Below are 19,530 nucleotides of genomic sequence, written 5' to 3'. Positions count from 1 at the left end.
CAGCAATCAATTTTCCGGTATAGGGATTGTGTGCCTGGGTCGTCGGCCCGAATCCGTATGCTGTTTTGTCGCCAGCCCCGGCTGGCCAACGCTCAAGGATCTGAAACGTGATTGGACGCTTGCGCGGCACCCTGGCTGAGAAACAGCCGCCGCACCTGATTCTGGATGTAAACGGCCTCGGGTATGAGCTGGAAGTGCCCATGACCACCCTTTATCGCCTGCCGTCGGTCGGTGAACCGCTGACGCTGCACACCCATTTGGTCGTACGCGAAGACGCGCAGTTACTCTATGGTTTCGCCGGCAAGCGTGAGCGAGACTTTTTTCGCGAGTTGATCCGTCTCAATGGTGTCGGGCCGAAACTGGCGCTGGCGTTGATGTCGAGTCTGGAGGTCGATGAGCTGATTCGCTGCGTGCAATCCCAGGACACTTCGGCGCTGACCAAGGTCCCGGGCGTCGGCAAGAAAACCGCCGAGCGTCTGCTGGTTGAACTGAAAGACCGCTTCAAGGCCTGGGAAACCTCGCCAGCGATGTTCGCCCTGGTGCCGAACCAGCCGGACGGCCCGGCGCCGGTCAATACCGCCGAAAACGATGCGGTCAGCGCGCTGATTTCCCTGGGCTACAAGCCGCAGGAAGCGAGCAAGGCGATTACCGCCATCAAGGACAAGAATTTGAGCAGTGAAGACCTGATCCGCCGCGCCCTGAAGGGAATGATTTAAGTGATTGAAGCTGATCGTCTGATCGCCGCCGCGCACAGTCCGCGCGAGCGCGAAGAAGTCCAGGACCGGGCGATTCGCCCTGTCAGTCTGGCCGACTACATCGGCCAGCCGACGGTCCGCGAGCAGATGGAACTGTTCATCCAGGCCGCCCGTGGTCGGAGCGAATCGCTTGATCACACGCTGATCTTCGGCCCGCCCGGCTTGGGTAAAACCACGCTGGCCAACATCATCGCTCAGGAAATGGGCGTCTCGATCAAGAGCACCTCCGGCCCGGTGCTTGAACGCCCCGGCGATCTGGCGGCGCTGCTGACCAATCTCGAGCCTCACGATGTGCTGTTCATCGATGAAATCCATCGCCTGTCGCCGATCGTGGAAGAAGTGTTGTACCCGGCCATGGAAGATTTTCAGCTCGACATCATGATCGGCGAAGGCCCGGCGGCGCGCTCGATCAAGCTGGATCTGCCACCGTTCACTCTGGTCGGCGCCACCACCCGCGCGGGCATGCTGACCAACCCGCTGCGTGACCGCTTCGGTATCGTCCAGCGTCTCGAGTTCTACAACACCACTGACTTGTCGACGATTGTCAGTCGTTCGGCGAACATTCTCGGCCTGCCGCTGGATCCGGAGGGCGCTTTCGAGGTGGCTCGCCGCGCTCGTGGCACGCCGAGGATCGCCAACCGCTTGCTGCGCCGGGTACGCGATTTCGCCGAAGTGCGCGCCAAGGGCCACATCACCAAGGCCGTCGCCGATCTGGCGCTGAACCTGCTGGATGTCGACGAGCACGGTTTCGATCATCAGGACCGGCGCTTGCTGCTGACCATGATCGAGAAGTTCGACGGCGGACCGGTCGGCATCGACAGTCTGGCGGCGGCGATCAGCGAAGAGCGCCACACCATTGAAGACGTGCTCGAGCCATACCTGATTCAGCAGGGCTACATCATGCGCACGCCACGGGGCAGGGTGGTGACGCGGCATGCGTACCTGCATTTCGGTTTAAACATTCCGTCACGAATGGGCGAGATGCCCGTGGTAGACGAGTTTCTCGATGCGGTAGACGATTAGTACACATTTATTGTCGATTTATTCAGCGTTTGTACTGTCACAGCACGGTACTTTTGCGGTAAAGCCTAAAACACTGAAAAAACAGTTGCCTGGCTGGATTGGCAACCCGAGGAGTAAGCACTAGAGTATGCGCGCGCAAAACGGGCTTGAGCCGTTCGCACATCGTTGTCGCGTTTATTACGAGGACACCGATGCGGGCGGCATCGTGTATTACGTTAATTACCTCAAGTTTATGGAACGGGCTCGAACCGAGCGGCTCCGGACGCTGGGCTTTGCCCAGTCGGAACTGGCCGGGGAGGACCTGTTGTTTGTCGTGCATTCCAGCGAAGCGCGCTACCACGCGCCGGCGCGACTGGACGACGAACTGCTGGTAAGCGCTGATGTAATCGAATTGAACCGTGCCAGCCTGCGCTTCCAACAGCAGGTCAGGCGGGCCACGGATAATGTGCTGCTCTGCGAAGGGCAGTTTCTGGTGGCCTGCGTGCGCACCGACAGTTTGAAACCCCGGGCCATGCCCGAATCCTTGCGTGCGGCCTTTGCCGACGCGGGCGGCACGGGTAAACACTCAAAGCAGGAGATAAAGCGTGGAAGCTAACGTCGTCGACCATTCCTCCATGTGGAGCCTGGTCAGCAATGCCAGCATCGTGGTGCAGTTGGTAATGTTGACCCTGGTGGCCGCATCGGTGACCTCATGGATCATGATCTTTCAGCGCAGCAATCTGCTGCGCGCCGGTCGACGCGCCCTGGAGAGCTTCGAAGAGCGCTTCTGGTCGGGTATCGACCTGTCCAAGCTGTACCGTCAGGCCGGCAGCAACCCGGATCCGGATTCGGGCGTGGAGCAGATCTTCCGTGCCGGTTTCAAGGAGTTCTCCCGTCTGCGCCAGCAGCCAGGCGTCGATCCTGAAGCGGTCATGGAAGGTGTGGCACGTGCCATGCGCGTGGCCATCTCCCGCGAAGAAGAGAAACTCGAGCAGAGCCTGCCATTCCTTGCCACCGTCGGTTCGGTCAGCCCGTACATCGGTCTGTTCGGCACCGTGTGGGGCATCATGAACTCCTTCCGCGGTCTGGCCAGCGCCCAACAGGCGACCCTGGCCACCGTGGCCCCGGGCATCGCCGAAGCGTTGGTCGCCACCGCGATCGGCCTGTTCGCTGCGATCCCGGCGGTTATCGCTTACAACCGTTTCTCTGCCCGCAGCGAAACCTTGCTGAGCCGCTACTACACCTTCGCCGATGAGTTCCAGGCGATCCTGCACCGCAAAGTGCACACCAGCGAAGAATAAGCAGGTATTTCCCGATGGCTTTAATCGCTCGAGCCCGAAACAAGCGCAAGCCGGTCGCCGAGATGAACGTGGTGCCATACATCGACGTGATGCTGGTGCTGCTGGTTATCTTCATGGTGACCGCGCCGATGCTCAATCAGGGCGTGAAAGTGGATCTGCCCAAGGTTTCCAGCGAAGCCTTGCCGCAGGACAACAACACTCAGGTGTTGACCATTTCGATCAAGGCTGACAAGACCTACTACTGGAACCTTGGCAGCGAAGTCGACACTGAAAAGCAGCAGGACCGGGCAATGACGCTGCCGCAGATGACTGACGCGGTGACCAAGATCATTCGCGCCGGCACCGAAGGCGGCAAGCGTACCCAGGTCTTCATCCGTGGCGACAAGTCGGTCGACTACGGCGCCGTCATGGGTGCGATGGGCGGGTTGCAGAAAGCCGGCGTCGGTAATGTTGGCTTGATTACCGAGGCCCCCTGATGCAGCAACAGCGAGAGCCGTCCGCCTCGGAAAGCTACTTCTGGCCCAGTGTTCTGGCGATTGTCCTGCACGTGCTGGTGTTCGGCATGCTGTTCGTCAGTTTCGCCTTCACACCGGAGCTGCCGCCGGCCAAGCCGATTGTCCAGGCGACCCTGTACCAGCTGAAATCGAAAAGTCAGGCGACCACCCAGACCAATCAGAAGATTGCAGGTGAGGCGAAGAAATCCGCCGCGCGCCAGACCGAAGTCGAGCAGATGGAGCAGAAAAAGGTCGAGCAGGAAGCGGTGAAGGCTGCGGAACAAAAGAAAGAAGAAGCGGCTCAAAAGGCCGAGGAAGCCAAGAAGGCCGACGAGGCGAAGAAAGCGGACGAAGCGAAAAAGGCTGATGAAGCCAAGAAAGCCGACGACGCGAAAAAAGCCGAAGCGAAAAAGGCCGAAGAGAAACAATTGGCTGATATAGCCAAGAAGAAAGCCGAAGAAGAAGCCAAAAAGGCTGCTGAAGAAGAGGCCAAGAAAGCGGCCGCTGAAGAAGCGAAGAAAAAGATCGTCGAAGACGCGAAGAAGAAAGCCGCCGAAGACGCCAAGAAGAAAGCTGAAGCTGAAGAGGCGAAGAAGAAAGTCGCCGACGAAGCGAAGAAGAAAGCTGCTGCCGATGCTGCGAAGAAGAAATCGCAGGAAGCGGCGCGTAAATCTGCCGAAGAGAAAAAGGCCCAGGCCCTGGCAGATTTGCTTTCCGACACGCCGCAGCGCCAGCAGGCCTTGGCCGATGAGCAGGGTGACGAAGTCGCGGGCAGTTTCGATGACCTGATTCGTGCGCGAGCAGCGGAAGGCTGGGCACGTCCTCCTTCGGCACGCAAAGGCATGACGGTTGTACTGCAGATCGGCATGTTGCCGGACGGTACGGTGACTTCGGTCAGCGTGGCCAAGTCCAGTGGCGACGGTCCGTTCGATGCTTCGGCAGTGGCGGCGGTCAAGAATATTGGACGTTTGACGGAAATGCAGGGAATGAAGCCGAGCGATTTCGCTCCGTATCGTTCATTCAAGATGACATTCACACCTGAGGATCTAGCCTTGTGAGAAACCTTCTTCGAGGAATGCTGGTCGTGATCTGCTGCATGGCAGGGATCGCGATGGCTGATGAAAAGAACATTCTGGTCACCAGCGGCAGCGATCGGGCCACCCCGATCGCCGTCGTACCGTTCGGCATGCAGGGCGGTGCCGTGCTGCCGGACGACATGGCGGAAATCATTGGCAACGATTTGCGGAACTCGGGCTACTACTCGCCGATTCCCAAGCAAAACATGATCAGCCAGCCAAGCCAGCCGAGCGAAATCATCTTCCGTGACTGGAAGGCGGTGGGTGCTCAGTACATGATGGTCGGCAGCATTGCTCCGGCGGGCGGTCGCCTGCAGGTGCAGTGGGCACTGTTCAACGTGGCCACCGAGCAGAAAGTGGCTGACGGCAGTGTTTCCGGTACCACCGAGCAACTGCGCGACATGGCGCACTTCATCTCTGACCAGTCGTTTGAAAAACTCACCGGCATCAAAGGTGCGTTTTCCACCCGTCTGCTGTACGTGACCGCCGAGCGTTTCTCCGAGAAGAACACTCGCTACACCCTGCAGCGTTCGGACTACGACGGTGCCCGTGCGGTGACTCTGCTGCAGTCGCGTGAGCCGATCCTGTCGCCACGTTTCGCGCCGGATGGCAAGCGCATCGCCTACGTGTCGTTCGAGCAGAAACGTCCGCGCATCTTCATGCAGAACATCGATACCGGTCGCCGTGAGCAGATCACCAACTTCGAAGGCCTGAACGGTGCGCCAGCCTGGTCGCCGGATGGCACGCGCCTGGCGTTCGTGCTGTCGAAGGACGGCAACCCGGACATCTATGTGATGAACCTCGGTTCGCGTCAGATCACCCGCGTGACTGCCGGTCCTGGCATCAACACCGAACCATACTGGGGCAAGGATGGCTCGACCATCTACTTCACCTCGGACCGTGGCGGCAAACCACAGATTTACAAAACCAGCGCTGGTGGTGGCGGTGCGGAGCGAGTGACCTTCATCGGTAACTACAACGCCAACCCGAAACTGTCGGCTGACGAAAAGACCCTGGTAATGATCCATCGTCAGGATGGCTTCACCAATTTCAAAGTGGCGGCTCAGGATTTGCAGCGCGGAAGTGTAAAAATCCTAACTGATAGCACTCTGGACGAGTCGCCTACTGTTGCGCCCAACGGCACCATGGTAATCTACGCCACCCGCCAGCAGGGCCGGGGAGTCTTGATGCTCGTGTCCATTAATGGACGCGTGAGGCTCCCGCTTCCTACCGCACAAGGCGAAGTCAGAGAACCGTCCTGGTCCCCTTACCTGAACTGACGCGGCGCTACACGTTTTACTTAACACACTGGGGTTCATTAGGAGTTTCACGATGGAAATGCTGAAGTTTGGTAAATTTGCTGCGCTGGCTCTGGCCATGGCTGTAGCTGTAGGTTGCTCGTCCAAAGGCGGCGACAACGCCGGTGAAGGCGCTGTTGATCCAAACGCTGGTTACGGCGCAAACACTGGTGCCGTTGACGGTTCCCTGAGCGAAGAAGCTGCTCTGCGCGCAATCACCACCTTCTACTTCGAATACGACAGCTCGGACCTGAAGCCAGAAGCCATGCGCGCTCTGGACGTTCACGCCAAAGACCTGAAAGCAAACGGCGCTCGCGTTGTTCTGGAAGGCAACACCGACGAACGTGGTACTCGTGAGTACAACATGGCACTGGGCGAGCGTCGTGCGAAAGCCGTTCAGCGCTACCTGGTACTGCAAGGTGTTTCCCCAGCTCAGCTGGAACTGGTTTCCTACGGCGAAGAGCGTCCAGTTGCTACCGGCAACGACGAGCAGTCCTGGGCTCAAAACCGTCGCGTCGAACTGCGTAAGTAATTCGATATGCGAACGTGCCGTCGTGCTGTAACTGTTCTGGCTCTCAGTCTCGCGCCGCTTGCGGCGTGGGCTGCGGTTCCTGTGGTCGATGACAACTCCGGTTATAACAATAGCGGGAGCAGTTATCCGCCTGCAGGTTACGGTACGAACGGCGCCTATGCCGGGGGAGCGGCTTCGGCCCCTGCCTCGGCACAAGGCATGCTGTTCAACCAATTGCAACAGATGCAGGATCAGATATCGCGCCAGCAAGGTGTGATCGAAGAACTGCAGAATCAGGTTGCGCGCATGAAACAGGAATCCCTAGAGCGATACCAGGATCTTGATCGGCGCATAGGATCCGGTGCTGCACCTGCCGCGACTCCTGAGAATTCTTCTGCCGGTGGCGATGCAAGTGCTGCTGCCGGTGCTGCTGCAGGTGCCGGGGCGGCTGCCGCCCAAGCGCCTGCTGCGAGCAGCGAACCGGGTGATCCGGCCAAGGAAAAGCTGTACTACGATGCGGCTTTCGACCTGATCAAAGCCAAGGATTTCGACAAGGCCAGCCAGGCTTTCGCCGCATTCCTGCGCAAATACCCGAACAGCCAATATGCGGGCAATGCCCAGTACTGGCTGGGTGAAGTGAACCTGGCGAAGGGCGATCTGCAAGGTGCAGGTCAGGCGTTCGCCAAGGTTTCGCAGCTGTATCCCAAGCATGCCAAAGTGCCGGATTCGCTGTATAAGCTGGCTGACGTAGAGCGCCGCCTCGGTCACACCGACAAGGTCAAAGGCATTCTGCAGCAGGTGGTTTCCCAGTACCCGGGGACCTCTGCCGCTCAGTTGGCCCAACGCGATCTGCAACGCATGTAACCGGCTTTACCCCGTTTGGAAGAAACCCGCGCTTGTCGCGGGTTTTTTCGTTAGAATTCACGCCCTTTTTCTGAAACACGCTTCTGGCGATCTACGCGTTGGCGGGGTTACCTGAAGTGCCTGACGGAGGCGGACAGCCTGTTTAGCTGTTACGCCCGTGGCGACTATGCAAGACACATTGAGAATCACCGAAGTTTTCTACTCGTTGCAGGGGGAAACGCGGACTGCCGGGCTGCCCACGGTTTTCGTGCGCCTGACCGGCTGCCCGTTGCGTTGCCAATACTGCGACAGCGCTTACGCGTTCACGGGCGGTACGATCCGCACCCTCGACGACATCCTTGAGCAAGTGGCCGGGTTCCGTCCGCGCTACGTATGTGTCACCGGCGGCGAGCCGCTGGCCCAGCCGAATGCCATTCCTTTGCTCAAGCGTTTGTGCGATGCCGGCTACGAGGTCTCGCTGGAAACCAGCGGCGCCCTCGACGTTTCCGCCGTCGATCCGCGCGTCAGTCGCGTCGTCGATCTGAAGACGCCGGGCTCGAAAGAAACCCACCGCAATCGCTACGAGAATATCGAACTGCTGACGCCCAACGATCAGGTGAAATTTGTCATCTGCTCGCGGGAAGACTACGACTGGGCGGTTTCCAAACTGATCCAGTACGGGCTCGACCGGCGCGCCGGCGAAGTGCTGTTTTCTCCAAGCCACCATGACCTTGATGCAAGGCAGCTGGCGGACTGGGTGGTGGCGGATAACCTGCCAGTGCGGTTGCAACTGCAGCTGCATAAATATCTATGGAATGATGAACCGGGGCGCTGAGATGACTGAACAACTGAACACCAGTGAAAAACGCGCGGTCATTCTGCTCTCGGGCGGTCTGGACTCGGCCACTGTGGTGGCGATGGCCCGCGCTGAAGGCTACGCCTGCTACACCATGAGCTTCGATTACGGTCAGCGCTCCCATGCGGAGCTGCATGCCGCAGCGCGCGTCGCTCGCGATCTGGGTGTGGTCGAGCACAAAGTGATTGGCTTGAACCTTAACGGCATGGGCGGTTCGGCCCTGACTGACACCAGCATCGATATTCCGGAAGAGTTGGGTGAGGGCATTCCGGTGACCTACGTGCCGGCGCGCAACACCGTGTTCCTGTCGCTGGCATTGGGCTGGGCGGAAGTGCTCGGCGCGCGTGACATCTTCATCGGGGTCAACGCGGTGGACTATTCCGGCTACCCGGATTGCCGTCCGGAGTTCATCGAGTCGTTCGAGCGCATGGCCAACCTGGCGACCAAGGCCGGCGTGGAAGGCAATGGTTTCCGCATCCAGGCGCCACTGCAGAACCTGAGCAAGGCGCAGATCGTTCAGGCCGGCGTGAAGCTGGGCGTGGATTATGGCCTGACTGTTTCCTGCTATCAGGCCGACGATGACGGCCGTGCCTGCGGTAAATGCGACAGCTGCCGCCTGCGTGCAGAAGGCTTTGCCGCGGCCGGTGTGAGCGACCCAACACCTTATTTTTGATTTTTTTAAAAAAGGTGTTGAATAGTCCTTAAAAATCAGTATTATACGCGCCACCACACAGCGGGTCGTTAGCTCAGTTGGTAGAGCAGTTGGCTTTTAACCAATTGGTCGTAGGTTCGAATCCCACACGACCCACCATATTTGGCGGTTTAGAAAATCCGGAAGGCCCACGAAAGTGAGGATTTCCGGGTTTTTTTTTGTTCGTAATAAAGCTGCGCTTTGTTTGGATGGAACGCCAGGCACGCGTTCTCGGATGCAGCCTTCTGTTCTTGATGTCACAACCAAATTGCATAGCCCCCTCCTGACCTATCTACGTACTTCCAGCCTCGGCGCCTGATTCATCGGACGTGATCAGCGGTTATTGACGTTATTGAGAAACGTTATAAAAACCTGTCAGGTCTTACAGGTGCCAATAAAATTTTTATGCGGTATGCAGCGTGACCGTTGGGCGGGATACCCGTTGTGCTTGTTCGACGCCGGATGAGGGCGAGGCTAGGGTCAGATGGCGCAATGATGCTATCGCTGCGATGGCGCCATTGCCCCCACTCGGAGGCCGTGATGAATAAATCAATGTTGGTTCTGTTGCTGGGCGCATTGACGCTCAGTGGGTGCGGTACACGCTTTCCTTCAGTTCAATATGAAAAAGTAACGGCAAAAACGACGCCAGATCTTGAAGGCCTGGTGAAGTTCAATCTGCCCAAAACCATACTCAAGCTTGATCGTGATAAAGATAAAAAATTAGTGCTGGAGGCGATTCCTGGCGAGTCCGAAGATAACCTCTTTCAGATTCATCAGGACGATCCCTGGTTGATCAAGACATCGTTCAAATGGGTCAAGCGAGAAAACACCAACCTGCTGCAATCAGTCGGTACGGAGGTTGAGGACAATCGCATCAAAACCATTCAGGCGGTGGGTGGTGCACTGGCAAGCATCGCCGCTGTGCTTTTTACGAAAACGATAGATCTGGAGGATGATGGTGGTCCAGTGCCGCCCGCCAAGGCAAAGGTCGCTTTGCCATTGGCAATCGATACCGAACCCTTTTTGAGTGGTTATACCGGAGAGAATTTGCAATACACGGCTGAGAACGGCAGCTCCGAAGCTGCCGGCAAGGTCGGGTTCACGCTGTCATTCGGCCCCTTGCCACCTGCCACGATCTCCCTGAAGGATTACCTGAGCGCGACCCAAGGCAAATCTCAACACGCCATTTTTATCCCTGCTTGCAGGAGCGCCAGAATCAAGTTTACCGATCAAAATAGTGAACTCTCTGGTCTGGAGTTCGTCACCACGGTCGCAGATCCGAACTATGTTCAGATCATTGGCCTGCCCAACAAAGGCACCGTGAATTTCCATTCGGTCTGCGGTGCCAATGTGTTGGCGGAGAAGGCGGACATCAGCACCGGATCCGAGCTGGTCAATGCCTCTTTGGCTGAAGCCAAATCGTTGAGCGAAACGTGGACAATAGTGAAAAAAAACGCCGCCGATGAACGCAAGGCAAAAGACGCGGAGAAAGCAGCCCGCGGCGCAAAGTAATCATCTACAGCCCATGAATCGCAAAAATTGGCGATCAACTTTCATCAATGCTTTTCGTGACAGCAGCGTTGTTTGGGCCGCGCTGCTTCCCGATGCCTGACACAGGTCAGAATCATCTTTTGTATCAACGGGATATTCTGTAGCCTTGCGCAGCTTCAATGCTGTCCGTGCCTGATAATACTCACTCTCCCGGCGGTACCCTCAAGCGGTCCGGAGCCGGGTGTATACTCGACTTTCGCGCGATAGCGCCTGCAGGTCTTGCGAACATGACGCAGATTTCCGAACGCCTTCTGGTTCAAGCCCACCTCGATGCCAAACAGCCCAAACCGCTGAGTGCCGAGGAGGAGGCTCACTACCGTGCCGCCATCGCCGCCGAGCTCAAGGCTCAGGACGCGGTGCTGGTTGCCCACTTCTATTGCGATCCGGTGATTCAGGCCCTGGCCGAGGAAACCGGTGGCTGTGTGTCCGATTCCCTGGAGATGGCCCGCTTCGGCAACGCCCACCCGGCCAAGACCGTGGTGGTCGCCGGCGTGAAGTTCATGGGCGAAACCGCGAAGATCCTCAACCCGGAAAAACGCGTGCTGATGCCAACCCTCGACGCGACCTGCTCGCTGGACCTGGGTTGCCCGGTGGACGAGTTTTCGGCGTTCTGCGACCAGCATCCGGAGCGCACGGTGGTGGTGTATGCCAACACCTCCGCAGCGGTCAAGGCCCGCGCCGACTGGGTAGTGACCTCGAGCTGCGCGCTGGAGATCGTTGAAAGCCTGATGGACAACGGCGAGACCATCATCTGGGGCCCGGACAAGCATCTGGGGACGTACATCCAGCGCAAGACCGGTGCGGACATGCTGCTATGGGACGGTGCCTGCATCGTTCACGAGGAGTTCAAGTCCAAGCAGCTCGAAGACATGAAAGCGCTGTACCCGGACGCAGCGATTCTGGTGCACCCGGAGTCGCCGACCTCGGTGATCGAACTGGCCGACGCCGTCGGTTCCACCAGTCAGTTGATCGCTGCTGCGCAAAGCCTGCCGAACAAGACCCTGATCGTCGCCACCGACCGTGGCATCTTCTACAAGATGCAGCAGCTATGCCCGGACAAGGTCTTCATCGAGGCGCCCACCGCTGGTAACGGCGCGGCATGCCGCAGTTGCGCACATTGCCCGTGGATGGCCATGAACACCCTGGAGCGCACGCTCAAGAGCCTGAAGGAAGGGACGAACGAGATCTTTGTCGATCCGGCGTTGATTCCGCAGGCGATCCGGCCGTTGAAGCGTATGCTGGACTTTACTCAGGCGGCGCGGATGAAGCTGGCGGGTAACGCTTAGACTCTAATTGCCTTACACAACCATTGTGGGAGCGGGCTTGCTCGCGAAAGCGGTGTATCAGTCACCATGGAAATTGACTGATACACCGCTTTCGCGAGCAAGCCCGCTCCCACAGTGGTATTCGGCGTCTGGAAATTATTTGCTTTTCTTCGGAATCCGCACCACGCGGGTATCGGAATAAATGTCATGCCAGGTGCGCTTCTGCTTGTCGAACAGCGACCAGAAGAATCCGAGCCCAGCGCACAGCCACGAGGCGATCGACACCATGAAGCGCAGCAATGCCTGCCACACGCTGATCGCGCTGCCGTCGGTGTTCTGTACGCGAATGCCCCACACCTGCATGCCCAGCGTCTGCCCGCCATGGGTCCAGAACTTGGCGAAGAACCCGAACAGCACCAGCAGCAGCACCGTGGAATACAGCGGATCGCCGTCCATTTTCCCGGCATCGGTGAGCACGCGCAGGCGTTCCTCGCCGATGATCGCGGCCTGAATCAACTTGTAGATGAATCCGGTGACGATTAGCAGGGCGGTGCACAGCAGGAAATCATAAAACATGGCCGCCATGCGCCGGCCAAGGCCAACGGCAGGAAAGTCGCCCTGGGGTTTGAGCAGGTTTTTCGACATGGCAGCCTCTGGACGCAAAATGAAGCGCCATTTTACGGATTCGCGCGCACAAAAAAGCCCCTGATATCAATATCAGGGGCTTTTTCGTAACAGCAGATCAGCCTTCAGCTTGTACTTCGTCAGCCTGCATGCCTTTCTGGCCCTGCACAGCAACGAAGGTCACCTTCTGGCCTTCTTTCAGGCTCTTGAAGCCGTTGCCCTGAATGGCGCGGAAATGCACGAACAGATCCGGACCGCTTTCTGGAGTGATAAAACCAAAACCTTTCTCGTCGTTGAACCACTTGACGGTACCGCTCTGACGTGTCGACATTTCTTATTTCCTTTGACGCATAAAATTGATGACAGTCTCTTTCTCATGAAAGAGTACTGGGGCTGGTTGCAGGAGAGTAAGAAGACGTCGAGCGGGATGTAGCTAACTTGGTAGGCTACTGCCCAGGTCACGATTCCAAGCTGACCCATGCAAACACAGTGGAGAAACTCTACGCCAACTACGGGAGAAAAAACAAGCCCCATGAAGGCCCCGGTTTTATTGCTCCTGCTGGCATTTAGTCATTTCACTAGTAAGGCCGGGAAGAACAGCTTGTTCAATTGTTTTCGAACGTTATAAGCAAAGTTCAAAATCGAATCAGATGTTAGAAAATGCACTTTTTTGTGGCGATTGCGTTACACATTAGTGCATGCATAACGCAATCGCGTTACTTATAGGAACAGTCAATCAACCACGATAGTAGCGTTGTGGAACAAATGGCATTTTGCTTACAAGCATTTGCACCTTTTTCCCACGCACGATGGCCCACACTGGCGTATCGAGTGCGACATAAGCACTGTCGAGGTAACCCATCGCCAAAGGACCGCCCAGAGTAGGGCCGAAACCGCCGCTGCACACGCTGCCGATGATCTCGCCGGCTTCGTTGACGATCTCTGCGCCCTCACGCACCGGGGTACGCTCCTGCGGCAGCAGGCCGACGCGTTTGCGGGCGACACCGTTTTGCTGTTGCGCGAAAACCGTCTCTGCCCCCGGGAAACCGCCGGCCCGCACGCCATCCGCGCGGCGCGGCCGGGAAATCGCCCACAGCAGACTGGCTTCGATCGGCGTGGTCTCGCTGTTCATGTCGTGGCCGTACAGGCACAGGCCGGCTTCCAGACGCAGCGAGTCGCGGGCACCGAGGCCGATGGCCTGAACTTCCGGCTCGGCGAGCAGGGCGCGGGCAAGTTTTTCCGCATCGGCAGCCGGCACGGAGATTTCGAAACCGTCTTCACCGGTATAGCCCGAGCGGCTGACGAAGCAATCCACGCCGAGCAGTTGCACCCGGTTGAACTGCATGAAGGTCATCTGCGTCACTTCCGGAGCCAGACGCGCCAGCACGGTAACCGCCGCCGGACCCTGCAGAGCGAGCAGGGCGCGCGCTTCGAACAGCTCCGTAATGGTGCACTGAGCGCCGATGTGTTTTTGCAGATGCGCCAGGTCCTGATCCTTGCACGCGGCGTTGACCACCAGAAACAGCTCATCGTTACCGAGGTTGGCGACCATCAGGTCGTCGAGGATGCCGCCGGTCTCGTTGGTGAACATCGCGTAACGCTGCATGCCCACCGGCAGGTCGATGATGTCCACCGGCACCAGGCTTTCCAGAGCCTTGGCGGCATTGGCACCGGTCAGGCGGATCTGACCCATGTGCGAGACATCGAACAACCCGGCCTGCTCACGGGTGTGCTGGTGTTCCTTCATTACGCCCAACGGGTATTGCACCGGCATGTCGTAGCCGGCGAACGGCACCATGCGGGCGCCGAGTTCCAGGTGCAGAGCGTGCAGCGGGGTTTTCGACAGTTGTTCGGTGGACATGCGTGGCTCCTTGAAAATGTGATTCGGGATCGGGGGAGATCAAGATCAAAAGCCCCTCACCCCGGCCCTCTCCCGGAGGGAGAGGGAGTTAGTTATGTTTCTCTCCTGGAGGGAGAGGGAGTTAGTTACGTTTCTCTCCCGGAGGGAGAGGGGCTGAGTACGATCGTCTCCCTGAGAGAGGCGGAGTTAAATAAGGCTCAGCATTCGATAATGTTGACCGCCAGACCGCCACGGGCGGTCTCTTTGTATTTGCTTTTCATGTCGGCGCCGGTCTGGCGCATGGTGCGGATGACCTTGTCGAGCGAGACGAAATGTTGCCCGTCGCCACGCATGGCCATGCGCACCGCGTTGATTGCCTTCACCGAGCCCATGGCGTTGCGCTCGATGCAGGGCACCTGCACCAGGCCGCCAATCGGGTCGCAGGTCAGGCCGAGGTTGTGCTCCATGCCGATTTCCGCAGCGTTCTCGACTTGTTGCACGCTGCCGCCGAGGACTTCGCACAACGCCCCCGCCGCCATCGAACAGGCCACGCCGACTTCACCCTGACAGCCGACCTCGGCACCGGAGATCGAGGCGTTTTCCTTGTACAGAATGCCGATCGCCGCGGCAGTCAGCAGAAAACGCACCACGCCGTCATCGTTGGCACCGGGAATAAAACGCATGTAGTAATGCAGAACCGCCGGGATGATCCCCGCCGCGCCGTTGGTGGGCGCAGTGACCACGCGCCCGCCGTTGGCGTTTTCTTCATTGACCGCCAGCGCGTACAGGTTGACCCAGTCCAGGACTGAAAGCGGATCGCGCAGCGCCGATTCCGGGTTCTTGCACAGTTGCCGATGCAGCGCCGCCGCGCGCCGCTTGACCTTCAGCCCGCCCGGCAAAATGCCCTCGTTGCGACAGCCGGCCGCCACACAGTCCTGCATCACTTGCCAGATCTTAAGCAGACCCGCGCGGGTCTCCGCCTCCGGGCGCCAGGCGCTTTCGTTGGTCAGCATCACCTGGCTGATCGACAGCCCATAAGTGGCGCAATGACCGAGCAAGTCCTTGGCGCTTTTGAACGGGAAGGTCAGCGGCGTGGCGTCTTCGACGATACGGTCGGCGCCGGCCGCGTCTTCATCGACGACAAAACCGCCGCCCACCGAATAATACTCGCGGCTGCGAATCTGAATGCCCGCCGCATCAAACGCACGGAAGATCATGCCGTTGGGGTGATAGGCCAGCGGCTTGCGGATCATCGCCAGGTGTTCTTTCTCGTTGAACACGATGCTGTGTTCACCGAGCAGATTCAGCCGGCCATTGCCGCGAATGTCTTGCAGACGCGCGGCGACGGTTTCGGTGTCGACGCTGTCCGGGTGTTCACCCTCAAGCCCGAGCAGCACGGCCTTGTCGCTGCCGTGACCTTTACCGGTGGCGCCGAGTGAACCGTAGAGTTCGACACGCACGCTGGCGGTGCTTGTCAGCAGGTTTTCCCGGCGCAGGCCTTCGACGAAACGCGCCGCGGCACGCATCGGGCCGACGGTGTGGGAACTGGAGGGACCGATGCCAATCTTGAACAGGTCGAACACGCTTAACGACATGAGGGGGGGCTCCTGCGGAGCAGTTGTGAGCTGCAAGCTGTGAGCTGCAAGTTGAAAGCGGATCGGTTTCTTCTTACAGCTCGTGTTCACGCCGCAGCGGCAAGAAGCAAGCAACAAGCCGCAAGTTAAAAGCAGAGTCGCTCTTTCTTGCCGCTTGAAGCTTGAAACTTGAAGCTGCTTTCCTTAAGCGTAGCTTTCGATCGACGGGCAGGCGCACACCAGGTTGCGATCGCCGAAGACGTTGTCGACGCGACCGACCGGTGGCCAGTATTTGCCTTCGATCAACGACGCCACCGGGTACACCGCTTGCTCGCGGCTGTACGGGTGAGTCCACTCGCCGACCAGCTCCGCCGCGGTGTGCGGGGCGTTTTTCAGCGGGTTGTCGTCCTTGTCCAGGGTGCCGTTTTCCACCGCGCGGATTTCTTCGCGGATGCGGATCATGGCGTCGCAGAAGCGGTCCAGTTCTTCCTTGGATTCGCTTTCGGTCGGCTCGATCATCAGCGTGCCGGCGACCGGGAACGACATGGTCGGGGCGTGGAAGCCGAAGTCGATCAGGCGCTTGGCCACGTCATCGACGCTGATGCCGCTGCTGTCTTTCAGTGGACGCAGGTCGAGAATGCACTCGTGCGCCACCAGACCATTGCTGCCGGTGTACAGCACCGGGTAGTGCTCTTCCAGGCGACGGGAAATGTAGTTGGCGTTGAGGATCGCCAGTTGCGAAGCACGCTTGAGACCCGCGCCACCCATCATGCGAATGTACATCCAGGTGATCGGCAGAATGCTCGCGCTGCCGAACGGCGCTGCGCAGACCGCACCTTCCTTGCGCTCCATCTGGGCGTGGCCCGGCATGAACGGGGCAAGGTGCGATTTGACGCCAATCGGACCGACACCCGGGCCGCCACCGCCATGCGGAATGCAGAAGGTCTTGTGCAGGTTCAGGTGCGAAACGTCGCCGCCGAACTTGCCCGGCGCGCAGAGGCCGACCATCGCGTTCATGTTGGCGCCATCGATGTACACCTGGCCGCCGTTGTCGTGAATGATCCCGCAGATCTCGCGGATGCCTTCTTCGAACACGCCGTGGGTCGACGGGTAGGTGATCATCAGCGCGGCGAGGTGGTCGCGGTGCTCGATGGCTTTGGCGCGCAGGTCTTCGATGTCGACGTTGCCGCGCGCGTCGCACGCAGTCACCACCACGCGCATCCCGGCCATGTTGGCGGTGGCCGGGTTGGTGCCATGGGCGGACGACGGGATCAGACAGATGTCGCGGCGCTCGTCGCCACGGCTCTGGTGGTAGGCGCGGATCGCCAGCAGACCTGCGTATTCACCCTGCGAACCGGCGTTCGGCTGCAGCGAGATCGCGTCGTAGCCGGTGGCGGCGCAGAGCATCGCTTCCAGCTCGTCGGTCAGTTGCTGGTAACCGGCACTCTGGGCGGCCGGGGCGAACGGGTGCAGGGCGCCGAACTCGGCCCAGGTCACCGGGATCATTTCGCTGGCGGCGTTGAGTTTCATGGTGCACGAGCCCAGCGGAATCATGGTGCGATCCAGCGCCAGATCCTTGTCCGCCAGTTTGCGCAGGTAACGCATCAGCTCGGTTTCCGAGTGATAACGGTTGAACACCGGGTGGCTGAGGATCGGCGACTGACGCAGCAGCGCAGCCGGGATCGTGCTTTGCACCGCAGCAGCCAGCGCCGCGAAGTCCGGCAGGGTTTTGCCGTCGGCGAACAGGCCCCACAGGGTTTCGATGTCAGCCTGAGTGGTGGTTTCGTCCACCGACAGGCCCAGACGCTGAGCGTCGATCACCCGCAGGTTGATCTGCTGCGCGTGTGCCTTGTCATGCAGCGCGGCGGTGTGTGCGCCGGTGGCGAGGGTCAGGGTGTCGAAGAAGTTTTCCTGCTCGACCTTCAAGCCCAGTGCGGTCAAGCCCTTGGCCAGAATCGCGGTCAGGTGGTGCACGCGGTTGGCGATCTGGGTCAGGCCTTTCGGGCCGTGGTACACGGCGTACATGCTGGCGATGTTGGCCAGCAGCACTTGCGCGGTGCAGATGTTCGAGGTGGCCTTCTCGCGGCGGATATGTTGCTCGCGGGTTTGCATCGCCAAGCGCAGGGCCGGCTTGCCGAAACGGTCAACCGAGACACCGACCAGACGACCCGGCATGTCACGCTTGAACGCGTCCTTGGTGGAGAAATAAGCGGCGTGCGGGCCACCGAAGCCCAGCGGCACGCCGAAGCGTTGCGCGGAACCGATCGCCACGTCCGCGCCGAACTCGCCCGGGGCGGTCAGCAGGGTCAGGGCCAGCAGATCGGCCGCCACGGCCACCAGCGCGTTGGCCGCGTGGAAGCGCTCGGTCAGCTCGCGGTAGTCGAACAGGTCACCGTTGCTCGCCGGGTATTGCAGCAGTGCGCCGAAGAACGGCGTCACGTCAGTCAGTTCACGCTCGTCGCCGACCACCACTTCAATGCCCAGCGGCTCGGCACGGGTGCGCAGCACGTCGAGGGTTTGCGGGTGGCTGTGGATCGAGGCGAAGAACTGGTGGCTGCCCTTGTTCTTGCTCAGGCGTTTGCAGAAGGTCATGGCTTCGGCAGCGGCGGTGGCTTCGTCGAGCAGGGAAGCGTTGGCGATCGGCAGGCCGGTCAGGTCGCTGATCAGCGTCTGGAAGTTCAGCAGCGCTTCGAGGCGGCCCTGGGAAATTTCTGGCTGGTACGGGGTGTAAGCGGTGTACCAGGCCGGGTTTTCCAGGAGGTTGCGCAGGATCGGCGATGGCGTGTGGCAGTTGTAGTAGCCCTGGCCGATGTAGGTCTTGAACAGCTGGTTCTTGCCGGCGATCGATTTGATCATCGCCAGGGCATCGGCTTCGCTGAGACCGTCGTCCATGCCGAGCACGCTGGTGCCCTTGATGCTTTCCGGGATCACGCTGGCGCTCAGGGCTTCGAGCGAATCGAAGCCGAGGCTGTTGAGCATGGCTTGCTCGTCGCCAGCGCGCGGGCCGATATGACGGGCGATGAATTCGTTGGCAGTGCCGAGGTTTACTTGGGTCATGGCGCTTTTCCTCAGGCTTCGGCTTGGGCTTTGATCAGACGGTCGTAAGCGTCCTGATCCAGCAGTTTGGCGACAGCCGATGCGTCGGCAGGCTTGAAGCGGAAGAACCAGCCTTCGCCCAGCGGATCTTCGTTGACCAGTTCCGGTGCGTCTTGCAGCGCCGGATTGACTTCCAGCACCTCGCCATCGAGTGGCATGTACACGCCGCTGGCGGCTTTTACCGATTCCACGGTGGCGGCTTCAGCGCCTTTGTCGTAAGCCTGCAGCTCAGGCAGTTGCACGAACACCACGTCGCCCAGGGCGTTCTGCGCGAAAGCGGTGATGCCGACAGTGACGCTGCCGTCAGCTTCGGCGCGCAGCCATTCGTGATCTTCAGTAAAACGCAACTCGCTCATGGAAACTCCTAAGGGGCCAGACTCGTCTGGTGGACGCGGTGGAAGGTTCGGGCGGTAAGGCCTGATTTTATGAAGGGATACTTAGCAAAAACGCGGCCATCTTGGATTTATCCATATAAAACAACGAGTTGTGTGTTTTTGATGAAGCCGGCAAATGCGCATGTGTAGCGAAATCGCTACAGATCGGGGCAGGGAGAAAAGCTGAAGCGGATCAAAGCCTTGCACAGCGGTCGCTGAAGGAGGGTGTAGCGATATCGTTCCGCTGTAGCGCTTTCAGTACAGATGGAGGTCGCTTCTGGATCTGCCACGCCCCCCTGTAGGAGCTGCCGAAGGCTGCGATCTTTTGATTTTGTTTTTTAAAAGCAGGATCAAAAGATCGCAGCCTTCGGCAGCTCCT

The 19,530-nt window shown here is 59.2% G+C and carries 19 protein-coding genes and 1 tRNA gene; 14 read left to right on the top strand and 6 right to left on the bottom strand.

The window, feature by feature from the left end; translation table 11 throughout:
* Positions 1-107: 107 nt before the first annotated feature.
* From ruvA to nadA, 14 genes are all read left to right on the top strand, one after another.
* Positions 108-716 carry a Holliday junction branch migration protein RuvA gene (gene ruvA, locus ACXR0M_RS13590; protein WP_003227522.1) on the top strand — a complete coding sequence of 203 codons (609 nt, stop codon included), beginning with the start codon at positions 108-110 and terminating at the stop codon, positions 714-716.
* Positions 717-1,778 (top strand): Holliday junction branch migration DNA helicase RuvB, encoded by a 1,062-nt coding sequence (gene ruvB, locus ACXR0M_RS13585; protein ID WP_458832343.1) that lies wholly within the window; start codon positions 717-719, stop codon positions 1,776-1,778. It abuts the gene before it with no gap.
* A gap of 127 nt (positions 1,779-1,905) precedes the next feature.
* Positions 1,906-2,373 (top strand): tol-pal system-associated acyl-CoA thioesterase, encoded by a 468-nt coding sequence (gene ybgC, locus ACXR0M_RS13580; protein ID WP_458832342.1) that lies wholly within the window; start codon positions 1,906-1,908, stop codon positions 2,371-2,373.
* Positions 2,363-3,058 (top strand): protein TolQ, encoded by a 696-nt coding sequence (tolQ, locus tag ACXR0M_RS13575; RefSeq protein WP_458832341.1) that lies wholly within the window; start codon positions 2,363-2,365, stop codon positions 3,056-3,058. Before ybgC ends, tolQ begins: the two co-directional genes overlap by 11 nt.
* Before the next feature lie 23 nt (positions 3,059-3,081).
* On the top strand, positions 3,082-3,534 hold the full coding sequence (gene tolR / locus ACXR0M_RS13570) for a protein TolR (RefSeq protein ID WP_161794900.1): 453 nt from the start codon (positions 3,082-3,084) through the stop codon (positions 3,532-3,534).
* A complete protein-coding gene (gene tolA / locus ACXR0M_RS13565; RefSeq protein WP_041068568.1) occupies positions 3,534-4,610 on the top strand; it encodes a cell envelope integrity protein TolA in 1,077 nt (358 codons plus the stop codon). The genes tolR and tolA overlap by 1 nt, the downstream gene beginning before the upstream one ends.
* A 17-nt stretch (positions 4,611-4,627) precedes the next feature.
* Positions 4,628-5,908, top strand: a complete 1,281-nt coding sequence (gene tolB, locus ACXR0M_RS13560; protein ID WP_458832451.1) for a Tol-Pal system beta propeller repeat protein TolB — start codon at positions 4,628-4,630, stop codon at positions 5,906-5,908.
* Positions 5,909-5,960: 52 nt separating this feature from the next.
* Positions 5,961-6,458 (top strand): peptidoglycan-associated lipoprotein Pal, encoded by a 498-nt coding sequence (gene pal / locus ACXR0M_RS13555; RefSeq protein WP_003178634.1) that lies wholly within the window; start codon positions 5,961-5,963, stop codon positions 6,456-6,458.
* Between the two features lie 6 nt (positions 6,459-6,464).
* Complete coding sequence (ybgF, locus tag ACXR0M_RS13550) at positions 6,465-7,301, top strand: tol-pal system protein YbgF (protein WP_458832340.1); 837 nt, start codon at positions 6,465-6,467, stop codon at positions 7,299-7,301.
* 166 nt (positions 7,302-7,467) lie between these two features.
* Positions 7,468-8,115, top strand: a complete 648-nt coding sequence (queE, locus tag ACXR0M_RS13545) for a 7-carboxy-7-deazaguanine synthase QueE (protein ID WP_458832339.1) — start codon at positions 7,468-7,470, stop codon at positions 8,113-8,115.
* 1 nt (position 8,116) lies between these two features.
* Positions 8,117-8,809, top strand: coding sequence for a 7-cyano-7-deazaguanine synthase QueC (gene queC / locus ACXR0M_RS13540; RefSeq protein WP_083368092.1), 693 nt, complete (start codon positions 8,117-8,119; stop codon positions 8,807-8,809).
* A 62-nt stretch (positions 8,810-8,871) separates the two neighbouring features.
* Positions 8,872-8,947, top strand: a tRNA-Lys gene (locus ACXR0M_RS13535).
* A gap of 420 nt (positions 8,948-9,367) precedes the next feature.
* Complete coding sequence (locus ACXR0M_RS13530) at positions 9,368-10,339, top strand: hypothetical protein (RefSeq protein WP_458832338.1); 972 nt, start codon at positions 9,368-9,370, stop codon at positions 10,337-10,339.
* A gap of 266 nt (positions 10,340-10,605) precedes the next feature.
* Positions 10,606-11,664 carry a quinolinate synthase NadA gene (gene nadA / locus ACXR0M_RS13525; protein ID WP_458832337.1) on the top strand — a complete coding sequence of 353 codons (1,059 nt, stop codon included), beginning with the start codon at positions 10,606-10,608 and terminating at the stop codon, positions 11,662-11,664.
* Positions 11,665-11,799: 135 nt separating this feature from the next.
* Here the strand turns inward: nadA and ACXR0M_RS13520 are convergent, their stop codons facing one another.
* The 6 genes from ACXR0M_RS13520 to gcvH form a co-directional block, all read right to left on the bottom strand.
* Positions 11,800-12,288, bottom strand: a complete 489-nt coding sequence (locus ACXR0M_RS13520; protein WP_458832336.1) for an RDD family protein — start codon at positions 12,286-12,288, stop codon at positions 11,800-11,802.
* Positions 12,289-12,385: 97 nt separating this feature from the next.
* The gene (locus ACXR0M_RS13515; RefSeq protein ID WP_003237709.1) at positions 12,386-12,598 is read right to left on the bottom strand and encodes a cold-shock protein; all 213 of its coding nucleotides are present in this window, start codon (positions 12,596-12,598) and stop codon (positions 12,386-12,388) included.
* A gap of 405 nt (positions 12,599-13,003) precedes the next feature.
* On the bottom strand, positions 13,004-14,128 hold the full coding sequence (gene gcvT, locus ACXR0M_RS13510; protein WP_458832335.1) for a glycine cleavage system aminomethyltransferase GcvT: 1,125 nt from the start codon (positions 14,126-14,128) through the stop codon (positions 13,004-13,006).
* 197 nt (positions 14,129-14,325) lie between these two features.
* Positions 14,326-15,702, bottom strand: coding sequence for an L-serine ammonia-lyase (locus ACXR0M_RS13505; RefSeq protein WP_458832334.1), 1,377 nt, complete (start codon positions 15,700-15,702; stop codon positions 14,326-14,328).
* A 183-nt stretch (positions 15,703-15,885) separates the two neighbouring features.
* Positions 15,886-18,738, bottom strand: a complete 2,853-nt coding sequence (gene gcvP / locus ACXR0M_RS13500) for an aminomethyl-transferring glycine dehydrogenase (RefSeq protein WP_458832333.1) — start codon at positions 18,736-18,738, stop codon at positions 15,886-15,888.
* 11 nt (positions 18,739-18,749) lie between these two features.
* On the bottom strand, positions 18,750-19,133 hold the full coding sequence (gcvH, locus tag ACXR0M_RS13495; protein ID WP_458832332.1) for a glycine cleavage system protein GcvH: 384 nt from the start codon (positions 19,131-19,133) through the stop codon (positions 18,750-18,752).
* Positions 19,134-19,530 lie beyond the last annotated feature (397 nt).

It is taken from the genome of Pseudomonas sp. Eth.TT006, from assembly GCF_054456575.1.
Note: the sequence above shows the minus strand (reverse complement) of the source record. Positions and strands in the feature narration are given on the sequence as shown.

Excerpts from the sequence above, each read along its gene's own strand:
- ybgC (WP_458832342.1), top strand. The coding sequence starts at position 1,906 with ATGCGCGCGCAAAACGGGCTTGAGCCGTTCGCACATCGTTGTCGCGTT.
- tolA (WP_041068568.1), top strand. The coding sequence starts at position 3,534 with ATGCAGCAACAGCGAGAGCCGTCCGCCTCGGAAAGCTACTTCTGGCCC.
- tolB (WP_458832451.1), top strand. The coding sequence starts at position 4,628 with ATGCTGGTCGTGATCTGCTGCATGGCAGGGATCGCGATGGCTGATGAA.
- pal (WP_003178634.1), top strand. The coding sequence starts at position 5,961 with ATGGAAATGCTGAAGTTTGGTAAATTTGCTGCGCTGGCTCTGGCCATG.
- ybgF (WP_458832340.1), top strand. The coding sequence starts at position 6,465 with ATGCGAACGTGCCGTCGTGCTGTAACTGTTCTGGCTCTCAGTCTCGCG.
- queE (WP_458832339.1), top strand. The coding sequence starts at position 7,468 with ATGCAAGACACATTGAGAATCACCGAAGTTTTCTACTCGTTGCAGGGG.
- queC (WP_083368092.1), top strand. The coding sequence starts at position 8,117 with ATGACTGAACAACTGAACACCAGTGAAAAACGCGCGGTCATTCTGCTC.
- ACXR0M_RS13530 (WP_458832338.1), top strand. The coding sequence starts at position 9,368 with ATGAATAAATCAATGTTGGTTCTGTTGCTGGGCGCATTGACGCTCAGT.
- nadA (WP_458832337.1), top strand. The coding sequence starts at position 10,606 with ATGACGCAGATTTCCGAACGCCTTCTGGTTCAAGCCCACCTCGATGCC.
- ACXR0M_RS13520 (WP_458832336.1), bottom strand. The coding sequence starts at position 12,288 with ATGTCGAAAAACCTGCTCAAACCCCAGGGCGACTTTCCTGCCGTTGGC.
- ACXR0M_RS13515 (WP_003237709.1), bottom strand. The coding sequence starts at position 12,598 with ATGTCGACACGTCAGAGCGGTACCGTCAAGTGGTTCAACGACGAGAAA.
- gcvT (WP_458832335.1), bottom strand. The coding sequence starts at position 14,128 with ATGTCCACCGAACAACTGTCGAAAACCCCGCTGCACGCTCTGCACCTG.
- ACXR0M_RS13505 (WP_458832334.1), bottom strand. The coding sequence starts at position 15,702 with ATGTCGTTAAGCGTGTTCGACCTGTTCAAGATTGGCATCGGTCCCTCC.
- gcvP (WP_458832333.1), bottom strand. The coding sequence starts at position 18,738 with ATGACCCAAGTAAACCTCGGCACTGCCAACGAATTCATCGCCCGTCAT.
- gcvH (WP_458832332.1), bottom strand. The coding sequence starts at position 19,133 with ATGAGCGAGTTGCGTTTTACTGAAGATCACGAATGGCTGCGCGCCGAA.